Here is a 4,725-nt window from a genome sequence, read left to right as displayed (position 1 = left end):
GGCCACGGTGACGGCCCCGCCGGCGACCCGGCCGGTGCGGCAGCCCGGCCCGGGGAGCCCGGTTCCGCCGCGCCAGGACCCGTACCGCCCGGCCAGGGCAATCTGCGGGCGCGGCTGACGACCTTCGTCGGGCGCGAGGACGACATCCGGGCCATCGGGGACGATCTCGCGCGGGCGCGGCTCGTCACCCTGCTCGGGCCCGGCGGCGCCGGCAAGACGCGGCTGTCGCAGGAGGCCGCCGAGGCGCACGCCGGGGACGGGTGGTCCGACGGGGTGTGGCTCGTCGAGCTGGCCCCCGTCGACGGCCCCGCCGACGCCGAGGAGGTCGCCGAGGCGGCCCTCGCCGCGCTCGGTGCCCGGGAGACCAAGCTGCGCGGCGCCTCCGCCGAGGAAATGCGGGTGCTCACCGACCGGGGCGGGGACAGCGCCCTCGACCGGCTCGCGGAACACTGCGCCCGGCGCCGCATGCTGCTGATCCTCGACAACTGCGAGCACGTCATCGGGGCCGCCGCCCGCCTGGCCGAGGAGGTCCTCGCGCACTGCCCCGGCGTGCGCGTCCTGGCCACCAGCCGCGAGCCCCTCGGCGTGCCCGGCGAGACGCTGCGCCCGGTGGAGCCGCTGCCCGACCCCGTCGCGCTGCGGCTGCTCGACGACCGCGGCTCCGCCGCCCGCGCCGGGTTCACCATCGACGAGGACCCGGCCGCCGCCGTGGAGATCTGCCGCCGCCTCGACGGGATGCCGCTCGCGATCGAGCTCGCCGCCGCCCGGCTGCGACTGCTGACCCCGCGCCAGATCGCCGACCGGCTCGACGACCGGTTCCGGCTGCTGACCAGCGGGAGCCGTACCGTACTGCCCCGCCAGCAGACCCTGCGCGCGGTCGTCGACTGGTCCTGGGACCTGCTCGACGAACCCGAACGGGCGGTCCTGCGCCGGCTGTCCGTCTTCGCCGGCGGCTGCGACCTCGAAGCCGCCGAGGCCGTCTGCGGGGACGACGAGGACGGCGCCGGCGTGGGCGCCGTCGACGTCCCCGACCTCCTGGGCTCCCTCGTCGACAAGTCGCTCGTCGTCGCCGCCCCCGGGCCCGACGGCACCGCCATGCGCTACCGGCTGCTGGAGACCGTCGGCGAGTACGCCGCCGAGCAGCTCACCGCGGCCGGCGGGGACCGCGAGGACACCGAGCGCCGCCACCTCGTCCACTACCGCGAACTCGCCCGCACCAGCGAGCCGCTGCTGCGCGGACACGGCCAGCGCGCCGCCGCGGACCGCCTCGCCACCGAGTACGAGAACCTGCGTACGGCCCTGCGCAAGGCCGTCGCCACCCGCGACGTCGGCGAAGTGCTGTGCCTCGTCCACTCCCTCGGCTGGTACTGGCACATGCACGACCTGCAAACCGAGTCCCGGCACTGGGCCGAAGCGGCCGCGGCCCTCGGCCCCGACCCCTTCGCGCCGCCCTTCGTACCCGCCGAGCCCGTGTACGAGCGGCTCGTGGACAGCCCGCCGCCCTACAGCGGCGAACTGCTCGCCGAGGGCTGGCGGGCGGTCCACCTGGTCCGGCTGGCGGCCCGGGACCAGACCAACACCACCTGGGACACCCCGGAGGTACGGGCCCTGGTCGACGGGGTGATCGCCACCTACCGGCCCGGGCTCCCGCAGACCTGCCGGACCCCCACCACCCTCTGGATCTACGCCGTCATGATCGCGGGCGACCCGGGGCTGCTCAAGCACGTCATCGACGAGACCGTCGTCACCGCCCGCGCGCTCGGCTACCGCTGGGAGCTCGCCTCGGCCCTCCAGCTGCGCGCCAACGTCCTCGCCAACCGCGCCGACTGGGCCGGCGACGCCGCCCGCGACGCGGAGGAGAGCCTGGACGTCTTCCGGGAGCTCGGCGACGACTGGGGCTGCGCCGAAGCGCTCTCCGCCCGCGCCGAGGCCCGGGAGAAGCGCGGCCAGTACGTCCTGGCCACCGAGGACTACCGGGCGGCGATCGAACACGCCGAACGGCTCGGAGCCAAGGCCCAGGTGACGGTGCTGCGGGTGCGGATGGCCGGGAACCTCGCCGAGAACGGCCAGGTGGAGGAGGCCGAGGAGATCCTCAGCGGCATCGTGTCCACCGTGCAGCGGTTCGGCAACGAAGCGATGCCCGCCGCCCGGATGTTCCTCGCGGGCATCCTCGGCCTCACCGGCCGCTTCGACGAGGCCCGGGAACAGATCCGGGCGCTGCGCGAGGAGTTCGCCTTCGGCGCCTACGCCGTCTTCGACGTGTTCCTGCGCGCCACGATGGCCTGGCTCGACAACCAGCAGGGCGAGCACGAGGCGGCGCTGGTCCTGGTCCGCGAGTCCGCGACGGCGGTCCAGGAGCCGCTCGCCAAGATGGTCGCCCCGCAGCTGTCGGCCGTCTACCTGCTGACGGCGGCCGTCTCCCTCGCCTCCCTGGGCGGCCCGCGGCGCAGCTACGACGCCGTCCGGCTGTTCGCCGCCTACCGGGCCCATCTGCCCCCCGGGCACTTCCCCGTCACCATGGAACGCAAGGACGCCGCCCGCGTCGAGGAGCTGACGCGGGCGGCGCTGGGGGATTCCGCCTACGAGGCGGCGTACGCCGAGGGCGGCGGCCTCACCCTGGAGGAGGCCACCGCCCTGGTCTGACCCGGCCCCCCGTCAGGAGCCCGTCCCGGGACGCGATCCGGAGCGGACCTCGCGGATCAGGTCTTCTGGCGGAACTTGCGGACCGCGATCGGCATGGTGATCGCCGTGATGGCGATCGACCAGGCCAGGGTGATCCACACCGAGTTGCCGACCGGGGTGTCGTTGATCAGGGCGCGGGCCGCGTCGGCCAGGTTGGACAGCGGGTTGTAGTCCGTGAAGTTCTGCAGCCAGCCGGGCATCGTCGTCGGCGGGGCGAAGATCGAGCTGCCGAACTGCAGGGGCATCAGGACGATCATCGCCATGCCCTGGACCGCCTGGGCGGTCTTCAGGGTGAGACCGAGCAGGATGAAGATCCACATCAGCGAGGCGCCGAAGACCGCCGACAGCCCGATGGAGAGGAACAGGTCCAGTACCGAGCCCTTGATCGACAGGCCGAGGATGAAGCCCATGCCGAGCAGGATCGCGATGGCGACCATCATCCGGCCGAGCTCGACGACGATCTTGGCGATGAGGACCGAGGACCGGGCGATCGGCATGGACCGGAAGCGGTCCATCACGCCCTTCTTGAAGTCGTCGTTGACGCCGGTGCCGACGCCCATCGCGATGTTCATGCCCATCATGGCCATCAGGCCCGGGACGACGTAGTTGACGTACTGGTCCTGGTTGCCCTTGCCGGAGATCGCGCCGCCGAACACGAACACGAACAGCAGCGTGAAGATGATCGGCATGAACAGGACGTCGAACATCGACTCGGGGTCCTGCTTGATCTGCAGGGCGTTGCGGCGCACCAGGGCGCCGATGTGGCGCAGGTTGGCCCGCAGGCCGATCCGGCCCTCGTCGGGCAGGGCGGCCGTGCCGGCGGCCGGGGCGGCCACGGCGTCGGCCGGCTTCGTCGTGGTTACGGAGCTCATGCCGCGACCTCCTCGGGAACGTCGGTGATGGTGGGCTTCTGGCCCGTGATGGACAGGAACACCTCGTCCAGGCTCGGCAGGTACGTGCCGAGGTCGGCGATCGCGTACCCGCGGGCGGCCAGCAGGCCGACCACGGCCGTCAGCTGCTCGTCGCTCAGGATCGGGACCAGCAGGGCGCCCTCGTCGGGGACGGCCTGCGTGCCCGCCACCCCGTCGAGCCCGGCCTCGGCCAGCGAGCGGGCCATGCCCGGCACGTTCGAGGGGTCCACGGGACGGATCCGCAGGGTGCGGCCGCCGACGCGGGCCTTCAGCTCGTCGACCTTGCCGTTGGCGATGACCTTGCCGCGGTCGATGACCGTCAGCTCGCTCGCGAGCTGCTCGGCCTCCTCCATGTACTGGGTGGTGAGCAGGACGGTGGCGCCCTCGGCGACCAGCCGCTGCACCTCGTCCCACACCTCGTTGCGGGTACGGGGGTCCAGACCGGTGGTCGGCTCGTCCAGGTAGAGGACCGCCGGGTTGCCGATCAGCGACGCGGCGAGGTCCAGCCGGCGGCGCATACCGCCGGAGTAGTTCATCGCGGCCTTCTTGGAGGCCTCGGTGAGCGAGAACCGCTCCAGCAGCTCGTCGGCGCGGGAGCGGGCGTCCTTGCGGGACAGGTCCAGCAGCCGGCCGATCATGTAGAGGTTCTCCCAGCCGGAGAGCTTCTCGTCGACCGAGGCGTACTGGCCGGTGAGGCCTATGGTGCGGCGCAGCTGCCGCGGCTGGCGGACCACGTCGTAGCCCGCGACCCGGGCCGTGCCGGCGTCCGGGGTGATCAGGGTGGACAGGCAGCGGACCAGGGTGGTCTTTCCGGCGCCGTTCGGGCCCAGGACCCCGAGGACGGTGCCCTCGCGGACGTCCAGGTCGACCCCGTCGAGCGCCTTGGTGTCGCCGTAGTGCTTGACCAGCCCCCGCACTTCGACGGCGTTGTGGTTCTTGTCGTTTCGCGTCATGTCCACCATGGGACCAGGCGCCACTGACAACCCACCGACAAACGACCGACAGCGGACCGACAGCGAGACGGCAGCGAGAGGGCAGCGAGAGGGCAGCCCGCCGACGCGCTGTCGGCGGGCGGCCCGGGCCGCTCGGGTCCTGTCTCTTATACACAAAACCGAGCCCACGAGAAAACAAG

At 72.8% G+C, this 4,725-nt stretch carries 3 protein-coding genes; 1 reads left to right on the top strand and 2 read right to left on the bottom strand.

Features of this window, described 5'->3' with window-relative positions; translation table 11 throughout:
* Positions 1-2,643 (top strand): ATP-binding protein (locus tag ACWGDE_RS36320; RefSeq protein ID WP_453393348.1); only part of this gene is annotated, 2,643 nt, incomplete at its 5' end.
* A 56-nt stretch (positions 2,644-2,699) separates the two neighbouring features.
* Here the strand turns inward: ACWGDE_RS36320 and ACWGDE_RS36315 are convergent.
* The gene (locus ACWGDE_RS36315; RefSeq protein WP_453393347.1) at positions 2,700-3,554 is read right to left on the bottom strand and encodes an ABC transporter permease; all 855 of its coding nucleotides are present in this window, start codon (positions 3,552-3,554) and stop codon (positions 2,700-2,702) included.
* The gene (locus ACWGDE_RS36310; protein WP_453393346.1) at positions 3,551-4,546 is read right to left on the bottom strand and encodes an ATP-binding cassette domain-containing protein; all 996 of its coding nucleotides are present in this window, start codon (positions 4,544-4,546) and stop codon (positions 3,551-3,553) included. Before ACWGDE_RS36310 ends, ACWGDE_RS36315 begins: the two co-directional genes overlap by 4 nt.
* Positions 4,547-4,725: the final 179 nt, after the last annotated feature.

Source organism: Streptomyces sp. NPDC054956 (genome assembly GCF_053609185.1).
Note: the sequence above shows the minus strand (reverse complement) of the source record. Positions and strands in the feature narration are given on the sequence as shown.

Coding starts and splice junctions, on each gene's coding strand:
- ACWGDE_RS36315 (WP_453393347.1), bottom strand. CDS start 3,554: ATGAGCTCCGTAACCACGACGAAGCCGGCCGACGCCGTGGCCGCCCCG.
- ACWGDE_RS36310 (WP_453393346.1), bottom strand. CDS start 4,546: ATGACGCGAAACGACAAGAACCACAACGCCGTCGAAGTGCGGGGGCTG.